Raw genomic sequence first — 17,510 nt, forward strand, 5'->3', positions numbered from 1 at the left:
ACTGTCTCAAATACCCAATATGCTAAAATCCACGGGTTTTCCTCTTCGGCCTCAACCTCCAGCATGCCGCTATCCGAGCCCGTGCCCCGTCAGTTGCGACATCGACGCGCAATCCGAGCGGAAGCCTACGAGCGCGGCGACGGCTTGTGGGACATCGAAGCCTGCCTGACCGACCACAAGCCGCGCGATGTCGCGCTTGCGTCGGGCATCCGGCCCCAGGGCCTGCCGATCCACGAACTCTGGCTGCGCGTGACCATCGATCGTGACCTCAATGTCGTCGACGCCGAAGCGTCTTCGGAATGGGTGCCCTATCCCGGTCACTGTCAGTCCGCCCCGCCTGCCTATCGGGCCCTCATCGGGCTCAATCTCTTCCGCAATTTCCGCCGCAACGCGAACCGGCTGCTCGCCGGCGTCGCAGGCTGCTCCCATCTCACCGAACTGTGCGCCGTGCTGCCGACGGCCGCGATCCAGGCGTTCGCCGGTGATGTGTGGAACGTGCGCGAGGAGGGCGGCGAGGGGCCGGATCATGACGACGCGCACGCCGAACCGCCTTTCCAGCTCGGCCGCTGCCGGGCGCTGCGATTCGACGGCGAGGTCGTGCGGCAGTACTACCCGAAGTGGTATGGCCCGCTTCGGCCGGATTTGCCCGGTGAAGGCAGCACGAAGGAATGAACGGAAATCATTCGAAGAAGCGTCTTAAGCGACTTTTCATCCAACTCTCAGACTGAAGGGAATCACGCATGAAGATTCACGAGTACCAGGGTAAGGAAATCCTGCGGAAATTCGGAGTCGCGGTACCGCGCGGCAAGCCGGCGTTCTCGGTTGACGAGGCCGTCAAGGTGGCGGAAGAGCTCGGCGGCCCGGTATGGGTTGTGAAGGCTCAGATTCACGCGGGTGGCCGTGGCAAGGGCGGCGGCGTGAAGGTGGCGAAGTCGATCGAGCAGGTCCGCGAATACGCGAACCAGATCCTCGGCATGCAACTCGTCACGCACCAGACCGGTCCGGAAGGCCAGAAGGTCAACCGTCTGATGATCGAAGAAGGCGCCGACATCAAGCAGGAACTGTACGTCAGCCTCGTCGTCGATCGCGTGTCGCAAAAGATCGTTCTGATGGGTTCGAGCGAAGGCGGCATGGACATCGAAGAAGTCGCCGAAAAGCACCCGGAACTGATCCACAAGGTCATCGTCGAGCCGTCGACGGGGCTGCTGGACGCGCAGGCCGACGACCTCGCCGCGAAGATCGGCGTGCCGGCTGCTTCGATCCCGCAAGCGCGCGCGATCCTGCAAGGCCTGTACAAGGCATTCTGGGAAACCGACGCATCGCTGGCTGAAATCAACCCGCTGAACGTCTCCGGCGACGGCAAGGTCACCGCACTCGACGCGAAGTTCAACTTCGACTCGAACGCGCTGTTCCGCCACCCGGAAATCGTCGCGTACCGCGATCTGGACGAAGAAGATCCGGCTGAAATCGAAGCGTCGAAGTTCGACCTCGCGTACATCTCGCTCGACGGCAACATCGGCTGCCTCGTGAACGGCGCGGGCCTCGCGATGGCGACGATGGACACCATCAAGCTGTTCGGCGGCGAACCGGCGAACTTCCTGGACGTCGGCGGTGGCGCGACGACCGAGAAGGTCACGGAAGCGTTCAAGCTGATGCTGAAGAACCCGGGCCTGAAGGCGATCCTCGTGAACATCTTCGGCGGCATCATGCGCTGCGACGTGATCGCGGAAGGCGTGATCGCCGGTTCGAAGGCCGTGAACCTGAACGTGCCGCTCGTCGTGCGCATGAAGGGCACGAACGAGGACCTCGGCAAGAAGATGCTGGCCGATTCGGGCCTGCCGATCATCTCGGCGGACAGCATGGAAGAGGCTGCGCAGAAGGTCGTCGCGGCTGCCGCAGGCAAGTAACGCTATCGAATACGCATGGCGGCGCGGTCTGTACGCGACGCCCATCGAACAGAGGTCAAAATACATGTCGATTCTGATCAACAAGGACACGAAGGTCATCACGCAGGGCATTACCGGCAAAACCGGTCAGTTCCATACGCGCGCCTGCCGTGAATACGCAAACGGCCGCGAAGCATTCGTCGCGGGCGTGAACCCGAAGAAGGCCGGCGAAGACTTCGAAGGCATTCCGATCTACGCGAGCGTCAAGGAAGCGAAGGCGGAAACCGGTGCGACCGTGTCGGTCATCTACGTGCCGCCGGCAGGCGCGGCGGCTGCGATCTGGGAAGCGGTCGAAGCCGACCTGGATCTCGCGATCTGCATCACGGAAGGCATTCCCGTCCGTGACATGATCGAAGTGAAGGACCGCATGCGTCGCGAAGGCCGCAAGACGCTGCTGCTCGGGCCGAACTGCCCGGGCACGATCACGCCGGACGAACTGAAGATCGGCATCATGCCGGGTCACATCCACCGCAAGGGCCGCATCGGCGTCGTGTCGCGTTCGGGCACGCTGACGTATGAAGCCGTTGCGCAGCTGACGGCCCTGGGCCTCGGCCAGTCGTCGGCAGTCGGTATCGGCGGCGACCCGATCAACGGTCTGAAGCACATCGACGTGATGAAGATGTTCAACGACGATCCGGATACGGACGCGGTCGTGATGATCGGCGAAATCGGCGGTCCGGACGAAGCCAACGCGGCCGAGTGGATCAAGGACAACATGAAGAAGCCGGTCGTCGGCTTCATCGCGGGCGTCACGGCGCCTCCGGGCAAGCGCATGGGCCACGCCGGCGCGCTGATCTCGGGCGGTGCGGATACGGCCGAGGCGAAGCTGGAAATCATGGAAGCGTGCGGCATCACCGTCACGCGCAACCCGTCGGAAATGGGCCGTCTGCTGAAGAAGGCGCTGTAATCATTTCCCCCGGGCTCGTCCTGCAGAAAACGCCGGCTTTGCCGGCGTTTTTTGTTATGCTGCCGCAATGAATTCGTAAGCACCGGGCATGCGTCCTGCATGTGCCGGCGATGAACCGGGTCGCCCTCGGAGCGGCCGCTGTCCTTTCCTCACCGCCATGCTCGAATTCCTGACCTCGCTGCACTGGGGCGCGATTCTCCAGATCGTCATCATCGATATCCTGCTCGGCGGCGACAACGCGGTCGTGATCGCGCTGGCCTGCCGCAACCTGCCGGCGAACCAGCGGCTGCGCGGCGTCGTCTGGGGCACCGCCGGGGCGATCCTGTTGCGTGTCGCATTGATCACGTTCGCGGTCGCGCTGCTCGACGTGCCATTCCTGAAGTTCGGCGGCGGGCTGCTGCTGCTGTGGATCGGCATCAAGCTGATGGCGCCGGCCGCCGACGCGCACGACAACATCAAGCCGGCCGACCGGCTGTGGGACGCCGTGAAGACGATCGTGATCGCCGATGCGGTCATGAGCCTCGACAACGTGATCGCGATCGCCGGCGCGGCCGAGCAGGCCGACCCGTCGCACCGGATCGCGCTCGTGATCTTCGGGCTCGTCGTCAGCGTGCCGATCATCGTGTGGGGCAGCACGCTGGTGCTGAAGCTGCTCGACCGTTTCCCGGTCGTCGTCGCGCTCGGCGCCGGGCTGCTCGGCTGGATCGCGGGCGGGCTGATCGTGAACGACCCGGTCGGCGATCGCTGGCCGGTGCTCGATACGCCGCCGGTGGTCTACGGCGCGAGCATCGCCGGCGCGCTGTTCGTCGTGGCGATCGGTTACGCACTCAGAAAACGCCGCAGCGCGCCGCATGCGCACTGACTAGGCCATCCGGCCGACTGCCGGCTTCGCCGCCCGCTGGCTACGATCGAGACGCCTGCCTGTATCGGCAGGCGTTTTTCGTTTCCGGAGCCTGTTCATGTTCGAAGCCTTTTCCGTTTCCCTGTTCCGTCGCGTGGCCGCCGACCTGCGGCGCGCGAACCGGCCATCGCCGCGCTGGCGGCCGGCCGGCTTCACGCTGATCGAACTGATGATCGTGCTCGCGATCGTCGGCGTCGTCGCGGCCTATGCGATTCCCGCGTACCAGGATTACCTCGCGCGGTCGCGCGTCGGCGAGGGGCTGGCGCTCGCATCGTCGGCGCGGCTCGCGGTCGCCGACAACGCGGCGAGCGGCACGAGCCTCGACGGCGGCTACAGCCCGCCTGCCGCGACCCGCAACGTCGAGTCAGTGGCGATCGACGGCGCGACCGGTCAGATCACGGTCGCGTTCACCACCCGCGTCGCCGCGGCCGGCACGAATACGCTGGTGCTCGTGCCGTCCGCGCCCGACAAGGCCGATACGCCCACCGCACGCGTGCCGCTCAAAAAGGGCACGATACAAGCCGGCACGATCGCGTGGGAATGCTTCGCCGCCGGCAAGGATGCGTCGTCGCTGCCGGCACCGGGAGCCGGGCCGTTGCCGGGTAACGCCGCGACGTTGCCCGCGAAATATGCGCCTGCGGAGTGCCGCGCATAGGCCTGGCGCGGAACGATGGCGCCGGGGGCATGCGGCCTGCCGTCCGCCGCTTCGGCCGGCGGGGCGCCGGCCCCGCGCCGGCTCGCGGAGCGACAGCCCCGCACAGAGCAGGGAAAGTTTTGTATAGTGCGCCGGTTGCTGACATCCGGTTCGCTCATGCCTTCTACTTTTTCCCGTTCGTTGTCGCTCGTTGCGCTGGCTGTCGCCCTGATCGTGCCGTACGCGATCACGAATCACACGTATCCGATCCCGACCTTCTATTCCGAGTTTTCCGCGCTGGTGCTGTATCTGCTGGTGGGCGTGTCCGTCGTGCTGCTCGCGCGCACCGGCCGTCCGGCCGAGCCGTTTGCCGCGCCGGCCGCGTTCGCGGTGCCGCTCGGCTTTGCGGTGGTGCTGCTCGCGCAGGTTGCGCTGATCCCGCTCAAGGTGCCGTCGATGAACTGGCTCGCGCTCGGGTATCTGGCCGCTGCGCTGGTCGCGATGCAGGCCGGCTATGCACTGGCGCGCGACGGGATGGCGGAAACGGTGTGGCCGATGATGGCCGGTGCGCTGCTCGTCGGCGGCGTGTTCGCGGTCGGTACCCAGATCGTGCAGCTGTTCCACCTCGAGTCGGCCGTCTCGCCGTTCGTCGTGGTGTACAACATCGCGGTCGACCGCCGTCCATACGGCAACATGGCGCAGGCGAACCATCTGGCCAGCTACATCGCCTTCGCGCTCGCGGGCGCGCTGTATCTGGTGCAGACGCGCCGGCTCGCGGTGTGGGCATGGCTTGCGCTGTCGCTTGTGCTGTCGGTCGGTCTCGCGCTCACCGTGTCGCGCGGGCCGTGGCTGCAGGTCGCGGTGATGGTCGTCGCGGGCTTCTGGATGGCGTGGGTCGAATCGCGCCGCACGCCGGGCAATGCACGCGCGTGGCTGATCCCGGTCGTGCTCGCGGCCGCCTTCATCGCGGTGAACGTCGCGGTGCGCTGGGCCAACGTGCACTATCACCTGAATCTCGCGGAGTCGGCCGCCGACCGGATGCGCGACGCCGGGCAGATCGCGCCGCGCCTCGCGCTGTGGAAGTACGGGCTCGCGATGTTCCGCGAGCATCCGCTGCTCGGGGTCGGCTGGGGCGAATTCCCGTCGCACCAGTTTGCGCTGGTGCGCACGCTCGGCGGCGTCGAGATCGCGAACAACTCGCACGACATCTTCATCGACCTGCTCGCGAAGTCCGGTCTCGTCGGGCTCGGTGTGCTCGCCGTCACGCTCGTCGCGTGGTTCGTGCGCGCGGTGCGTGCGCCGCAGTCGAGCATGCGCGTGTTCGGCTTCGCGCTGATCGGCATCCTGCTGATGCATGCGCTGGTCGAGTATCCGCAGCAGTACATGTTCTTCCTGCTGCCGGCGATGTTCGTGATCGGGCTGCTCGACGTGAAGCCGCTGCGCATCCTGCCGGGGCGGGCGGCCTTCGGGCTGTTCGCGGTGCTGTCGTTCGGCGGCGTGCTGGCGGCGGTGCCCGTGCTGCGCGACTACCAGCGCGCGGAAGTGCTCTATTACGGCAGCAGCCCGGCCGCGCAGTACCGCGATGCGCCGTCGCTGCTGTTCGGCGCGTGGGGCGATTACGGTGCGGCGACGCTGCTGCCGATTTCGCCGGACGATCTGCCGGCCAAGCTCGCCGCGCACGAGCGCGCGATCGCGCTGTTGCCCGGCGAGACGGTGCTGCGTCGCTACGCGGTGCTGCAGGCGCTGGCCGGCCGCGAAGCCGACGCGCTCGATACCGTCGCACGCCTGCATGTGTTCGCGAAGGAACTGAAGGACTGGCCGCAACAGCTGGCCGCGTTGTACAAGCTGTGCGACCAGGAGCCCGCGCTGAAGACGTTCAGGGCGGCCGTCGTCGCGAAATACGGGGAAGCGCCGGCCGACGAGGGCGACGACTCGGACGACGACGATTCGGATTGACGCCTGTCGTGCGCGCCGGAACGGGGAATTCCGGCGTCGATCGCGGCGGGCTTGAGGCGGCTGACGTCGGAGCCACACGACGTGGCCTGTCGTGCGGCAATCCGTCGGATCTCGATTACCTCGCGGATCGCGCGGATTCCGGCCGAACGAGCAGCGATTCGCGTCAACCATTGTCAAATTGACGCCGCTGACCTGGCGGCGCGTGCACAATGCGCGAAAGCGTTTGCGTGCCCGCAGGCGCCGGGCATCGCCGGTGCGAATACGGCAGATTTCCCGGCTATCCGGGCATTGCGCCGAGCAGGATCGCGGCCGAGCATCGCTCGGTCGTGCGGCCGTAACGGGGCGCCGGTCCGATGGCCGCGGCGCAGTGCGACACATGCGATGCGGCCGGGGAAGGCTGCCGGCCTGCGGTGCGTGTGCCCAGAACAGTGCTGAAGAACGATATTCGACCATGGCCATTCGCTCGACCTACCTGATCCTGCCTGCCGCCGCGATGCTGTTTTCCGGCTGCGCGATGTTGTCGTCATCGCAGGAAAGCAAGCTGACCTGCCACATTCCGCGGGCCGTCTATCCGGATACCGCGAAGCCGCTCACGCGCCCGGCGACGGTGCTCGTGCGCGCGCTGATGACGACGTCCGGCGAAGCGCAGAACGTCACCGTGACGACGAGCAGCCGCAATGCGGCGGCCGATCGCGCGGCCGTCGAAGCGATGACGCACGCGACCTGCGTGCAGACCGGCGCGAGCGCGAATCCTTTCTTGCTGACCCAACCGTTCGTGTTCGAGCCGCAGCGCGGGCAGTGACGCGGGGCGGGCGCCGCGCCGTGGCGCGCGGTCCAGATTCAGTTCCGGGGTATCGGGTTCGTGCCGCGACAGTCCGGCGGGGCACGAATGGCGCGAACCCGTCGCGCGTCCGTCGATCAACGCATCGTGACGGTGTTTTCCCGCGCTTGCCCGTCAGGGCCGGTTCACATGGGAACGGATAGCTGCCGGCACGGTGGCGCACCGGGGCACGCATACGGCAGCGGCGCAACGCATTTCACCGAATCGCTCCCCATCGGCGACGTGGTTTCCTGATGGTCTGTCGTCCGACCGGGAAATCACGACAACCATCGATTCTCCACGAGCTGCGGGCGAGTGCGTCGCGGCGGGCGCTCAACCGGCGACGTCTTCCGCCTTCCAGTCCCCCGACTTCCCACCGCGCTTCTCCCGCACGCTCACGTCGGTGATCACCATCCCGCGATCGACCGCCTTGCACATGTCGTAGACGGTCAGCAGCCCGACCTGGACGGCCGTCAGCGCTTCCATCTCGACGCCGGTCCGGCCGAACGTCTCGACCTGCACGACGCAGTGGACGCCCGGCAGCGCGTCGTCGAGTTCGAAGTCGACGGCCACGCGCGTCAGCGCGAGCGGATGGCACAGCGGAATGAGATCGGCCGTGCGTTTCGCGCCCTGGATCGCCGCGATGCGCGCGACGCCGAGCACGTCGCCTTTCTTCGCCTTGCCGTCGCGGATCAGCGCGAACGTGGCCGGCAGCATCCGGATCGTGCCGCGCGCGATCGCGATGCGTTGCGTTTCCTGCTTGCCGCCGACGTCGACCATGTGGGCGTGGCCGGCGGCGTCGAAATGGGTGAGTCCTGACATGTCTTCCTCTGGTGGAACGGAGTGCGCGTGCACGTGCGTCGATCCTGCTTCGCGATCGGCAGGGCACCGGATGCCATACCGGCGCGACGAACCGATCCAACCGCTCAACGGGCGCCTATCATAGCAGCGGCGTTCGCGTTGCCGGAGGCGCAGATGACGCACGCGCGGTACGGGACAGTCATCGCGGCGCCGGTACAATGACCCGAATATTCAGACCAAACGCCGCGATGCGCGCCGCTCGCGCGGGACGGCGTCGTTTTCATCCTGCCATGCGTGTCAAACAGTTGCTTGCCGTGTCGCTGTCGGCGGCGCTCGCGCTACCGCCGGGCGGCCATGCGCAGAGCGCCTCCGCGCCGCCGCTCGAGCCGGCGGCCGGCGGCGCGACGTCGATTTCCACCGTGCCGTCCGGCATCGCGACCGGCGTGTTCGGCACGTACGGCGGCGCGGAGAGCCGGTTCTCGGGCGCGGGCGGTGCGTCGGCGCCGGTCGCGAGCCTGCGCGCGCCGCTGCGGGCGCTGGAGCTGCCCGATCTCGGCGACGGCTCCGGCGGTGCGCTGACGCCGCGGGCCGAGCGCCGGCTCGGCGAGCGCGTGATGCGCGAAGTGCGGCGCGATCCCGACTATCTCGACGACTGGCTCGTGCGCGACTACCTGAACGCGATGGCGGCGCGGCTCGCGGCCGCGGCGGCGGCGCGCTACATCGGCGGCTACGCGCCGGACTTCGACCTGTTCCCGGTGCGCGATCCGCAGATCAACGCGTTCTCGATGCCGGGCGGCTTCATCGGAATCAACAGCGGGCTGGTGGTCACGACGCAGACGGAGTCGGAGCTCGCGTCGGTGGTCGGCCACGAGATGGGCCACGTGCTGCAGCGGCACATCGCGCGGATGATCGGCGCGAGCGAGAAGACCGGCTACACGGCGCTCGCGACGATGCTGCTCGGCGTGCTGGCCGGCGTGCTCGCGCGCAGCGGCGATCTCGGCAGCGCGATCGCGATGGGCGGACAGGCGTACGCGGTCGACAACCAGCTGCGCTTCTCGCGGTCGGCCGAGCGCGAGGCCGATCGCGTCGGCTTCCAGTTGCTCGCGGGAGCCGGCTACGACCCGTACGGCATGCCCGGCTTCTTCGAGCGGCTGGACCGCGCGTCGATGGGCGATGCGGGCGTGCCGGCCTATGCGCGCACGCACCCGCTGACCGGCGAGCGGATCGCTGACATGGAAGATCGTGCCCGTCGCGCGCCATACCGGCAGCCACGCCAGTCGGCCGAATACGGGTTCGTGCGTGCGCGGCTGCGCGTCCTGCAGAACCGGGCGCCGACCGACATCTCGGCCGAGGCGCGGCGGATGCAGCTGGAGATCGACGATCGCACGGCGCCGAACGTCGCGGCGAACTGGTACGGCATCGCGCTCGCGAACACGCTGCTCGGCCAGTACGATGCGGCGGACAAGGCGCTCGCGTCGGCGCGCAGCGCGTTCGATGCGCGCGAGCGGCGCGACGACGATCCGGCGACCAGCTCGCCGAGCCTCGACGTGCTGGCCGCGGACATCGCTCGCCGCGCGGGCCGGACCGACGACGCGGTACGGCTGTCGGCGCTCGCGCAGCGGCGCTGGCCGGCGTCGCACGCGGCGATCGTCGCGCACCTGCAGGCGCTGATCGCCGCGCGCCGCTTCGCCGAAGCGCAGACGCTCGCGCGGGCGCAGGCGAAGGCCGACCCCGAACAGCCGGACTGGTGGGATTACCTCGCGAAGTCGAGCGACGGCAAGGGCGACGTGCTCGCGCGGCGTCGCGCGCTGGCGGAGAAGCTGGCGCTCGACGGCGCGTGGCCGTCGGCGATCCGGCAACTGAAGGAAGCGCGCGACGCGAAGGATGTGTCGTTTTACGAGCAGTCGATCATCGGCGCACGGCTGCTGGAATTCGAGGCGCGCTACAAGGAAGAGCGCGACGACGAGAAGAACGGCCGCGGGTAGCGGCCGTCGCGCAGCGAACGCCGAAGGCGCCGCGGCGGGTCAGTTGCCGCTGTCGGCGGCATCGCGTGCGTGGCGCGCCGGGCTGGGAATGTAGCCGAACCGCGCAGGCACGTCGGCGCACGCGATGCCGCCAAGCGGCAGCGAGCGGCCGTCGCGCCAGCGCAGCACGGGCGGCTCCGCGTCGAAATCCGCGTGGTCGGCGAACAGCCCGAGATCGTGATCGTGCAGTGCCGCGATGCGCGGCGGTGTGCCGGCATCGCGAAACAGCACGCCGCCGCCGTCATCGAGCCACGCTGCGTCCGGTTCGAACGGGGCGCCCGTCTGGTCGGTGAGCGCGAGCTGCCCGTCGCGTTCGGCGAGCCGCACGATCCACGGCGTATAGGCGAGTTCGACGTACACGCGCTGCGGCCCGTTCTGGAAGAACCACTGGCCCTGCGCGTCGCATTCGTAGTTGCGGCCGATGAACGCGTTCAGCGCCGCATGCCGGATCGGCGAGCCGAGCTCGCCGGCCGCCTGCGCCGCGTCGTCGCGCAGCCGCCATGCGCCGCGCCGGTCGAGCAGCAGCCAGCCGGTGCAATGCGGCACGTTCGGCCATTTGGCGAGCGCCTGCCTGACGATGTCATCCATGGTCGACGAATTTCGAGCAATAGCCGAACACCCGCGCCGACAGCCAGTCGAGGCGGCCGGGGAACGGCCCGGTCATGAAACCCGCATGGCCGCCGTGCGCGGGCTGGTCGAGCTCGACGGCGGGCGACACGTCGGCCGGGCCCGGCAGCGCCGATTCCGGCAGGAACGGGTCGTTGCGGGCGTTGAGGATCAGCGTCGGCACGTCGATCGCGGGCAGCAGCGGCCGCGTGGTCGCCTGCGTCCAGTAGTCGTCGGCGTTCGCGAAACCGTGCAGCGGCGCGGTCACGACCTCGTCGAAGTCGCGCATCGTCACGGCCTGCAGCATCGCGTCGCGGTCGAACAGCCCCGGATACTGGTCGAGCTTCGCGAGCGCCTTGCGCTTGAGCGTCTTCAGGAAGCTGCGTGTGTAGACCATCGCGAACCCCTGCGACAGCGCGCGGCCGCCCGCATGCACGTCGATCGGCGTCGAGATCGCGGCGGCGGCGCGCACGATCGACGTGTCGCTGCGATGCTCGCCGAGCCAGCGCAGCAGCACGTTGCCGCCGAGCGATACGCCGGCCGCGACCAGCGGCCCGCGATGCTGCGCGGCGAGCCGGCGCAGGATCCAGTCGACCTCGGCGCTGTCGGCGAGATGGTAGAAGCGCGGCTGGCGGTTGATCTCGCCGCTGCAACTGCGGAAGTGCGGCACCACGGCGTGCCAGCCGTTCGCGCGCGCGGTGGCCATCATCGCGAGCGCGTAGTGCGACGCGGAGCTGCCTTCGAGACCGTGGAACAGCACGAACAGCGGCGCGTCGGGCGCCGGCGCCGCGCTGTCGAGGTGCGCGACCCAGTCGAGGTCGATGAAGTCGTGGTCGGGGGTTTCCCATCGCTCTCGCCGGTAAGCGACAACCGGACGCCGCGCGAACAGCGCGGGCACGATGGTTTGCACATGGCTGTTGGGCAGCCAGCGCGGTGCGCGATAGCGCAGTGTGTCGTCGTCGGGGGCCGGGGCCCCGGTCAGCGGCGAGGTGGGCGGAGAAGCCGTACTCATGATCGCCCCGCTAATGCGTTGCTTCGTTCTTCGTCAGTGCAGCGGACCCTGCCCGTGACGGATCTTCGCGGCGAATTGTCCGGCCGCCTGTTCAGGAATCGGGCTCGCGTGGATGTGCGCGATGCGCCATTCGCCGCGTTCGTGGATCATCACGTACGTCGCGAAAACCATGTCGGGTTCGGCCGTCAGGTCGGCCTGCTGATGCGCTTCGGCGATCGTATAGACGACCGTGCCGAGGCTGTCGTACACGCGGATGTCGAGCGGCTCGATCGTGACCGGACGCGTCGCGAGCCGGTTGGCGAGCCCGCCGCGGATCTGGTCGAGGCCGTGCAGATGCTCGCCGTCCGCCCACACGCAGCTGGCGAAATCCTCGTCGATCCACAACGCCAGCAGCGCGTCGAGATTGGCATCCGCGACGGCCTGGTAGTAGGCGTTCAGCGTATCGGCAGCGGCTTCGAAGAGGCGGGCAAAACGTGGCATCGGGGTTGTCTCTCGCGCGCGTCGCGCGCCGTATTCAGCACGGCGGCCCGGATCGAGCCGCCGCACACCGGTGAATCGGATTGCCCGGCGCGCCGTGCGACGCTGCCGGTCAGGGTCAGCGCTGCCCGACGAGCATGCCGCGCAAATCGCCGAATACCTGCTCCGGACCGAGTTCGCGCAGGCACTTCAGGTGGCCGAGCGGGCACTCGCGTTCGAAGCAGGGACTGCATTCGAGATGCAACCATTGTACCTTCGCCAGCTCCGACAGCGGAGGGGTGTGGCGCGGATCGGTCGATCCGTACAACGCGACGAGCGGCCGGCGCAGCGCGGCCGCGACGTGCATCAGCCCGGAATCGTTGGTGACGACCGCGTTCGCGCGCGCGATCAGCGCGCACGCCTCGGACAACGACGTCTGCCCGCACAGGTTGCGCACGTTCGGCGCGTGGTCGGCGATCGCCTGCGCGGCCGCGGCATCCTTCTGCGAGCCGAGCGCGACGATCTGCGTATACGGGAACGACTGGTGCACGATGGTCGCGAGCGACGCGAAGTGCTCGGGCGGCCAGCGCTTGGCCGGGCCGTATTCGGCGCCGGGGCAGAACACGACGAGCGGCTTGCGTGTATCGAGATTGAAACGTGCGGACACCCGCGCCGTTTCGTTCAGGTCGGCGTCCAGGCGCGGGGCGGGCAGCGTCTTCATCGACTCGGGCAGCTTCGCGCCCGGCGCGTACGCGAGCGCCGCGTAGTGGGTCGTCATCGGCGGCCGCTCGCCCGACTTGTCGGGGTTCGCGTGGCGCACGTTGAGCAAGCCGTAGCGGTGCTCGCCCGTATAGCCGATCCGCAGCGGGATGTTCGCGAGCCACGGGATCACCGCGGACTTCAGCGAATTCGGCAATACGTACGCCGCGTCGTAGCCGACGTCGCGCAGGTCGCTCGCGAGCTGCCAGCGGCGCAGCAGCTGCAGCTTGCCGTGCGCGAGATCGGTCGCGTGGACATCGTGGATCTCGGGCATCCGCTCGAGCACGGGCGCGACCCACGAGGGTGCGACGGCATCGACGGCGATGCGGGGATGGAGTTTCTTCAGCAGCGCAAAAAGCGGCTGCGCCATCAATGCGTCACCGATCCAGTTCGGTGCGATAACCAGCGCTCGACGCATCAGGTCGACTTCCGATGTCGTAATGAAGCACGGCGCTCGGGCGCCGCGTTCGGGTTGCCAGAATGGGGAACGGCGGCGCGCCGGACTTCCGGCTGCGCCGCCTTGCGGGTCGGTGGGCCTTCAGGCCCGGCCGCCGGGCTCAGTGGCCCTTGACGACCTCGCCGTCGCGCAGCTTGTAGCGCGTGCCGCAGTACGGGCAGCGCGCCTCGCCGTGCGACACGTCGATGAAGACGCGCGGGTGCGCGTTCCAGCGGGTCATGGCCGGGTTCGGGCAGTAGGCGGGAAGATCCTTGGCCGTCAGCTCGACCAGCGGCATTTCCTTGATTTCACTCATGAGACTTTCTCTTATCACTCTTGTGTGGGGCGGTCGGTCGCGCGGCGCGCTCAGACCTTCGTCAGCCAGTGCGCGTACTTCGCGTTCTTGCCCGACACGATATCGAAAAACGCCGACTGGAGCTTTTCCGTGATCGGGCCGCGCGCGCCGATGCCGATCGTGCGGTTGTCGAGCTCGCGGATCGGCGTGACTTCGGCGGCCGTGCCGGTGAAGAACGCTTCGTCGGCCGTGTAGACCTCGTCGCGCGTGATGCGCTTCTCGATCACCTCGATGCCGGCGTCCTTCGCGAGCGTGATGACCGTGTCGCGCGTGATGCCGTCGAGGCACGACGACAGGTCGGGCGTGTACAGCTTGCCGTTGTTCACGAGGAAGAAGTTTTCGCCCGAGCCTTCCGACACGTAGCCGTCGACGTCGAGCAGCAGCGCTTCGTCGTAGCCGTCAGCCGTCGCTTCCTGGTTCGCCAGGATCGAGTTCACGTACCAGCCCGACGCCTTTGCGCGCACCATCGACACGTTCACGTGGTGGCGCGTGAACGACGACGTCTTCACGCGGATGCCCTTCGCGAGGCCGTCTTCGCCGAGGTACGCGCCCCACGGCCATGCGGCGATCGCGACGTGGATCGTGTTGCCCTTCGCCGCCACGCCGAGCTTTTCCGAGCCGACCCAGATGATCGGGCGCAGGTAGCACGACTCGAGCCGGTTCTCGCGCACGACCGCGAGTTGCGCGGCTTCGAGCGTTTCGCGGTCGAACGGCACGTCCATCTGGAAGATCTTCGCCGAATTCAGCAGACGTTTGGTGTGCTCGGGCAGGCGAAAGATCGCGGTGCTGCCGTCGGCCGCCTTGTACGCGCGCACGCCCTCGAAGACGCCCATGCCGTAGTGCAGCGTGTGGGTCAGGACGTGGATCTTGGCGTCGCGCCAGTCGATCAGCTTGCCGTCCATCCAGATCTTGCCGTCGCGGTCGGCCATTGACATAGGATTCTCCTGGAAGCGGTGAGGTGCTGCGGGTTGTATGCAGCGTTGAGCCGGAAAGACGCGTATTTTAGCGTCATTTGGCGACGATCCGGTCGGACGGCGCGGGGCCGGCGCTATAATCGTCCGGTACCGATTCCAATAACGATGGGTCGCACCGGCAGGAGGCGCCGGCGTCCCGACGAACCGCCCGCTGCGGCCCGCTTTCCCATGCTCGCTCGATTGTCCGCCACCGACCGCTTCGCGCTGATCCAGGGCGCGCGCGACTATTCCCCGACACTGATGGCGATCCTGTCCTGGGGGCTCGTCACCGGCATCGCGATGAGCAAGTCCGTGATGACGCTCGGGCAGGCGAGCGCGATGTCGCTGTTCGTCTACGCGGGCTCGTCGCAGCTCGCGGTGCTGCCGCTCCTCGCGGCGAAGCTGCCGATCTGGACCGTGCTGCTCACGGCCGCGATGGTCAACATGCGCTTCGTGATCTTCAGCGCCGGGCTGGCGCCGCATTTTTCCTACCTGCCGCTGTGGCGGCGTCTCGCGATCGGCTATTTCAACGGCGACGTGATCTACCTGCTGTTCCAGAAACAGGGCTTCGCGTACGGCCGCGTGCCGGGCAAGGAAGCCTATTTCTGGGGGATGGCGCTCGCGAGCTGGGCGTCGTGGCAGGTGTCGTCGCTCGCCGGCATCCTGCTCGCGAGCTTCTTTCCCGCGAGCTGGGGGCTGGAGCTGGCCGGCACGCTCGCGCTGATCCCGATCATGGTGTCGGCGGTCGCGAACCGCTCGACGCTCGCGGCCGTCGCGGTCGCCGGGATCGTGTCGCTCGTCGCGTTCGACCTGCCGTACCGGCTTGCGCTGCCGCTCGCGGTGCTCGCCGCGCTCGCGGCCGGCTGCACGGCCGACTTCTTCGTCGAGCGGGCCGACTGGCGGCGCATCCGTACCGAAACCGTGCACGAAAAGGAGATCGAATGAGCGCGACCGAGATCTGGATCGTCATCGTCGGGATGACGATCGTCACGGCGGTCACGCGCGCGCTGTTCCTGATCGGCGGCGAGCGCACCGTGCTGCCCGAACGCGCGCAGCGCGCGCTGCGCTACGCGCCGGCCGCCGCGCTGGTCGCCGTCGTGCTGCCCGACGTGCTCGAAACGCCGGCCGGCCTGTCGTTCGCGCTGTCCAACCATCCGTTCTTCGCGGCGCTCGCCGGCCTCGGCTGGTTTTTGTGGCGGCGCAGCATGCTCGGTACGATCGTCGTCGGAATGCTCGTCTTCACCGCGTTGCGCCTGATCTTCTGATGGGCCGCCGTTCCGGCTCGCCCGGCGCCGCCCGGTTGCGTCGGCGAATTGCTGCGTTGCGGCAATATGTCGGTTCCGGCGCGCGATCCCAAATAGGCGGAATTCGCCGCCGCACGGGTCAGTCTGCCGGGTGGATCGGCTAGAATGCCCGTTCGAGATTTTTTACCCGTGCGCGTCATGCGAACCGCCAGCCACGGCCGCATCCGGCGCCCTTTCGCGGCAGCCCGCGCACGTCCAGCGTGAACCCCCTTTCCCCATCCACTACTTCAATCTGTTCAACATGAGCCAAGTCAAGCGTCTTACCGACCTGATCGCCGCCGGCCAGCTCGCCGGCAAGCGGGTGTTCATCCGCGCCGACCTCAACGTCCCGCAGGACGATCACGGCAACATCACCGAGGACACCCGCGTGCGTGCGTCCGTGCCGGCCATCCAGGCCGCGCTCGACGCCGGCGCGGCCGTGATGGTCACGTCGCACCTCGGCCGTCCGACCGAAGGCGAGTTCAAGCCGGAAGACTCGCTCGCGCCGGTCGCCAAGCGTCTCGCCGAGCTGCTCGGCCGCGACGTGCCGCTGGTGTCGAACTGGGTCGAGAACGGCGTGAACGTCGCACCGGGCCAGGTCGTGCTGCTCGAGAACTGCCGCGTGAACAAGGGCGAGAAGAAGAATTCGGACGAGCTCGCCCAGAAGATGGCGAAGCTCTGCGACGTGTACGTGAACGACGCGTTCGGCACCGCGCACCGCGCGGAAGCGACCACGCACGGGATCGCGAAGTACGCGCCCGTCGCGTGTGCGGGCCCGCTGCTGGCCGCCGAACTCGACGCGCTCGGCAAGGCGCTCGGCAACCCGGCGCGCCCGCTGGTGGCGATCGTCGCCGGCTCGAAGGTGTCGACCAAGCTGACCATCCTGAAGTCGCTGGCCGGCAAGGTCGACCAGCTGATCGTCGGCGGCGGCATCGCGAACACGTTCATGCTCGCGGCCGGCCTGTCGATCGGCAAGTCGCTCGCGGAAGCCGATCTCGTCGCCGAGGCGAAGGCGATCATCGACGAAGCGCGCGAGCGCGGCGCGTCGGTGCCGATCCCGACCGACGTCGTCACCGCCAAGGAATTCTCGCCGACGGCCGCGGCCACGGTGAAGCAGGTCGCCGACATCGAAGCGGACGACATGATCCTCGACATCGGCCCCGATACGGCCAAGGCACTCGCGAGCCAGCTCGAGAAGGCCGGCACGATCGTGTGGAACGGCCCGGTCGGCGTGTTCGAGTTCGACCAGTTCGGCAACGGCACCAAGACGCTCGCCGAAGCGATCGCCAAATCGTCCGCGTTCTCGATCGCGGGCGGCGGCGACACGCTCGCGGCCATCGCGAAGTACGGCATTCACGACCAGGTCAGCTACATCTCGACGGGCGGCGGCGCCTTCCTCGAGTTCCTCGAGGGGAAGAAGCTGCCGGCGGTGGAAGTGCTCGAAACGCGGGCGGCCTGAGCGTGGCGGCGCGCGCAGGGGTGACGAAGGCCGCGCGCTCCGCGAAAGCGGAGCAGCCGGCCGGCGCGGGCAAGCGCAAACGCGCGCCCGCGCGGGCGAACACCGCCCCGCGCGCACCGGCGGCTGCCGGCGACGCGGCCGCACAGCACCACGAGATCCAGAACAAAGCGATGCCGGGCGCAAGCACCGGCACGCCCCCCGG

Annotated in this window: 18 protein-coding genes; 11 read left to right on the top strand and 7 right to left on the bottom strand. The window is 68.2% G+C overall.

The genetic code is table 11. The features are described from left to right. Nucleotides 1–63: 63 nt before the first annotated feature. The 7 genes from H0X95_RS11780 (at nt 64) to H0X95_RS11810 (ending at nt 7,146) form a co-directional block, all read left to right on the top strand. Nucleotides 64–672 (top strand): DUF2889 domain-containing protein, encoded by a 609-nt coding sequence (locus H0X95_RS11780; protein WP_034178260.1) that lies wholly within the window; start codon nt 64–66, stop codon nt 670–672. Nucleotides 673–740: 68 nt separating this feature from the next. Next, entirely contained in the window at nt 741–1,907 is a 1,167-nt protein-coding gene (gene sucC, locus H0X95_RS11785; RefSeq protein ID WP_006491644.1) for an ADP-forming succinate--CoA ligase subunit beta, read from the top strand. A 64-nt stretch (nt 1,908–1,971) separates the two neighbouring features. Beyond that, a complete protein-coding gene (sucD, locus tag H0X95_RS11790) occupies nt 1,972–2,853 on the top strand; it encodes a succinate--CoA ligase subunit alpha (RefSeq protein ID WP_006477916.1) in 882 nt (293 codons plus the stop codon). 157 nt (nt 2,854–3,010) lie between these two features. Continuing rightward, complete coding sequence (locus H0X95_RS11795; RefSeq protein WP_006497345.1) at nt 3,011–3,715, top strand: TerC family protein; 705 nt, start codon at nt 3,011–3,013, stop codon at nt 3,713–3,715. 97 nt (nt 3,716–3,812) lie between these two features. Continuing rightward, entirely contained in the window at nt 3,813–4,409 is a 597-nt protein-coding gene (locus H0X95_RS11800) for a pilin (protein ID WP_006497344.1), read from the top strand. A 156-nt stretch (nt 4,410–4,565) separates the two neighbouring features. Then, nucleotides 4,566–6,344, top strand: coding sequence for a PglL family O-oligosaccharyltransferase (locus H0X95_RS11805; RefSeq protein ID WP_034201903.1), 1,779 nt, complete (start codon nt 4,566–4,568; stop codon nt 6,342–6,344). A 451-nt stretch (nt 6,345–6,795) separates the two neighbouring features. Further along, nucleotides 6,796–7,146, top strand: a complete 351-nt coding sequence (locus tag H0X95_RS11810; RefSeq protein ID WP_059720708.1) for a TonB family protein — start codon at nt 6,796–6,798, stop codon at nt 7,144–7,146. 351 nt (nt 7,147–7,497) lie between these two features. Here the strand turns inward: H0X95_RS11810 and moaC are convergent, their stop codons facing one another. Continuing rightward, nucleotides 7,498–7,986, bottom strand: a complete 489-nt coding sequence (moaC, locus tag H0X95_RS11815) for a cyclic pyranopterin monophosphate synthase MoaC (protein ID WP_006482362.1) — start codon at nt 7,984–7,986, stop codon at nt 7,498–7,500. A 269-nt stretch (nt 7,987–8,255) separates the two neighbouring features. On the opposite strand from moaC, the gene H0X95_RS11820 reads away from it, so the two are divergent. Further along, the gene (locus H0X95_RS11820) at nt 8,256–9,950 is read left to right on the top strand and encodes a M48 family metalloprotease (protein WP_043205695.1); all 1,695 of its coding nucleotides are present in this window, start codon (nt 8,256–8,258) and stop codon (nt 9,948–9,950) included. 39 nt (nt 9,951–9,989) lie between these two features. On the opposite strand, the gene H0X95_RS11825 is transcribed toward H0X95_RS11820, so the two are convergent. The 6 genes from H0X95_RS11825 to H0X95_RS11850 form a co-directional block, all read right to left on the bottom strand. Beyond that, nucleotides 9,990–10,577, bottom strand: coding sequence for a DUF2946 family protein (locus H0X95_RS11825; RefSeq protein ID WP_059720707.1), 588 nt, complete (start codon nt 10,575–10,577; stop codon nt 9,990–9,992). Continuing rightward, a complete protein-coding gene (locus H0X95_RS11830; RefSeq protein WP_006482501.1) occupies nt 10,570–11,607 on the bottom strand; it encodes a hydrolase in 1,038 nt (345 codons plus the stop codon). The genes H0X95_RS11825 and H0X95_RS11830 overlap by 8 nt, the downstream gene beginning before the upstream one ends. A 33-nt stretch (nt 11,608–11,640) precedes the next feature. Next, nucleotides 11,641–12,087 carry a nuclear transport factor 2 family protein gene (locus H0X95_RS11835; RefSeq protein WP_006477934.1) on the bottom strand — a complete coding sequence of 149 codons (447 nt, stop codon included), beginning with the start codon at nt 12,085–12,087 and terminating at the stop codon, nt 11,641–11,643. Nucleotides 12,088–12,202: 115 nt separating this feature from the next. Further along, the gene (waaF, locus tag H0X95_RS11840) at nt 12,203–13,240 is read right to left on the bottom strand and encodes a lipopolysaccharide heptosyltransferase II (protein ID WP_059720706.1); all 1,038 of its coding nucleotides are present in this window, start codon (nt 13,238–13,240) and stop codon (nt 12,203–12,205) included. Nucleotides 13,241–13,379: 139 nt separating this feature from the next. Next, entirely contained in the window at nt 13,380–13,574 is a 195-nt protein-coding gene (locus H0X95_RS11845; protein WP_006482499.1) for a zinc-finger domain-containing protein, read from the bottom strand. A gap of 50 nt (nt 13,575–13,624) precedes the next feature. Then, on the bottom strand, nt 13,625–14,548 hold the full coding sequence (locus tag H0X95_RS11850; RefSeq protein WP_059720705.1) for a branched-chain amino acid transaminase: 924 nt from the start codon (nt 14,546–14,548) through the stop codon (nt 13,625–13,627). 207 nt (nt 14,549–14,755) lie between these two features. Between H0X95_RS11850 and H0X95_RS11855 the strand changes: the two genes are divergently transcribed. The 3 genes from H0X95_RS11855 (at nt 14,756) to H0X95_RS11865 (ending at nt 17,308) form a co-directional block, all read left to right on the top strand. Continuing rightward, complete coding sequence (locus H0X95_RS11855; RefSeq protein WP_006481734.1) at nt 14,756–15,511, top strand: AzlC family ABC transporter permease; 756 nt, start codon at nt 14,756–14,758, stop codon at nt 15,509–15,511. Beyond that, nucleotides 15,508–15,831, top strand: coding sequence for an AzlD domain-containing protein (locus H0X95_RS11860; RefSeq protein ID WP_059720704.1), 324 nt, complete (start codon nt 15,508–15,510; stop codon nt 15,829–15,831). Before H0X95_RS11855 ends, H0X95_RS11860 begins: the two co-directional genes overlap by 4 nt. 280 nt (nt 15,832–16,111) lie before the next feature. Beyond that, nucleotides 16,112–17,308, top strand: a complete 1,197-nt coding sequence (locus tag H0X95_RS11865; RefSeq protein WP_006481732.1) for a phosphoglycerate kinase — start codon at nt 16,112–16,114, stop codon at nt 17,306–17,308. Nucleotides 17,309–17,510 lie beyond the last annotated feature (202 nt).

Source organism: Burkholderia sp. 9779_493, from assembly GCF_015712215.1.
GTDB classification, from domain to species: Bacteria; Pseudomonadota; Gammaproteobacteria; order Burkholderiales; family Burkholderiaceae; genus Burkholderia; species Burkholderia cenocepacia.

What these genes read in the sequence shown, in the direction of transcription:
- sucC (WP_006491644.1), top strand. Translation starts at nt 741, where the DNA reads ATGAAGATTCACGAGTACCAGGGTAAGGAAATCCTGCGGAAATTCGGA.
- H0X95_RS11855 (WP_006481734.1), top strand. Translation starts at nt 14,756, where the DNA reads ATGCTCGCTCGATTGTCCGCCACCGACCGCTTCGCGCTGATCCAGGGC.
- H0X95_RS11865 (WP_006481732.1), top strand. Translation starts at nt 16,112, where the DNA reads ATGAGCCAAGTCAAGCGTCTTACCGACCTGATCGCCGCCGGCCAGCTC.
- H0X95_RS11845 (WP_006482499.1), bottom strand. Translation starts at nt 13,574, where the DNA reads ATGAGTGAAATCAAGGAAATGCCGCTGGTCGAGCTGACGGCCAAGGAT.
- H0X95_RS11830 (WP_006482501.1), bottom strand. Translation starts at nt 11,607, where the DNA reads ATGAGTACGGCTTCTCCGCCCACCTCGCCGCTGACCGGGGCCCCGGCC.
- H0X95_RS11805 (WP_034201903.1), top strand. Translation starts at nt 4,566, where the DNA reads ATGCCTTCTACTTTTTCCCGTTCGTTGTCGCTCGTTGCGCTGGCTGTC.
- H0X95_RS11825 (WP_059720707.1), bottom strand. Translation starts at nt 10,577, where the DNA reads ATGGATGACATCGTCAGGCAGGCGCTCGCCAAATGGCCGAACGTGCCG.
- H0X95_RS11795 (WP_006497345.1), top strand. Translation starts at nt 3,011, where the DNA reads ATGCTCGAATTCCTGACCTCGCTGCACTGGGGCGCGATTCTCCAGATC.
- moaC (WP_006482362.1), bottom strand. Translation starts at nt 7,986, where the DNA reads ATGTCAGGACTCACCCATTTCGACGCCGCCGGCCACGCCCACATGGTC.
- H0X95_RS11850 (WP_059720705.1), bottom strand. Translation starts at nt 14,548, where the DNA reads ATGTCAATGGCCGACCGCGACGGCAAGATCTGGATGGACGGCAAGCTG.
- H0X95_RS11780 (WP_034178260.1), top strand. Translation starts at nt 64, where the DNA reads ATGCCGCTATCCGAGCCCGTGCCCCGTCAGTTGCGACATCGACGCGCA.
- H0X95_RS11800 (WP_006497344.1), top strand. Translation starts at nt 3,813, where the DNA reads ATGTTCGAAGCCTTTTCCGTTTCCCTGTTCCGTCGCGTGGCCGCCGAC.
- waaF (WP_059720706.1), bottom strand. Translation starts at nt 13,240, where the DNA reads ATGCGTCGAGCGCTGGTTATCGCACCGAACTGGATCGGTGACGCATTG.
- H0X95_RS11810 (WP_059720708.1), top strand. Translation starts at nt 6,796, where the DNA reads ATGGCCATTCGCTCGACCTACCTGATCCTGCCTGCCGCCGCGATGCTG.
- sucD (WP_006477916.1), top strand. Translation starts at nt 1,972, where the DNA reads ATGTCGATTCTGATCAACAAGGACACGAAGGTCATCACGCAGGGCATT.
- H0X95_RS11820 (WP_043205695.1), top strand. Translation starts at nt 8,256, where the DNA reads ATGCGTGTCAAACAGTTGCTTGCCGTGTCGCTGTCGGCGGCGCTCGCG.
- H0X95_RS11860 (WP_059720704.1), top strand. Translation starts at nt 15,508, where the DNA reads ATGAGCGCGACCGAGATCTGGATCGTCATCGTCGGGATGACGATCGTC.
- H0X95_RS11835 (WP_006477934.1), bottom strand. Translation starts at nt 12,087, where the DNA reads ATGCCACGTTTTGCCCGCCTCTTCGAAGCCGCTGCCGATACGCTGAAC.